Raw genomic sequence first — 264 nt, forward strand, 5'->3', positions numbered from 1 at the left:
GGGTACAGCTCGACGCGCAGTTCCGCCCGGTCGCCACCTGGATCGGCGGGAGGGCGGTGGCGTGAGCGCAGAGACGCTCGTCGCGCCGCTCGCCGGCTGGCTGATGAGGTTGGCGGCGGTGCCCGATCCGGTCTTCGCCGAGGGGATGATGGGCGCGGGCGTCGCGATCGATCCGACCGGCGACACGCTGCACGCGCCGTGCGCGGCCACAGTGTTGAGCATCCACGCCGCGGGCCATGCGGTGACGCTGCGGACGGCGGGAGG

Annotated in this window: 1 protein-coding gene; it reads left to right on the top strand. The window is 74.2% G+C overall.

The genetic code is table 11. From position 1 onward, the window contains the following. Positions 1-61 precede the first annotated feature (61 nt). Positions 62-264, top strand: a 203-nt coding sequence (locus tag AC0IW9_RS31035; RefSeq protein WP_471652147.1) for a PTS sugar transporter subunit IIA, incomplete at its 3' end; no start/stop codon positions are given.

The organism is Belnapia sp. AC561 (assembly GCF_979252845.1).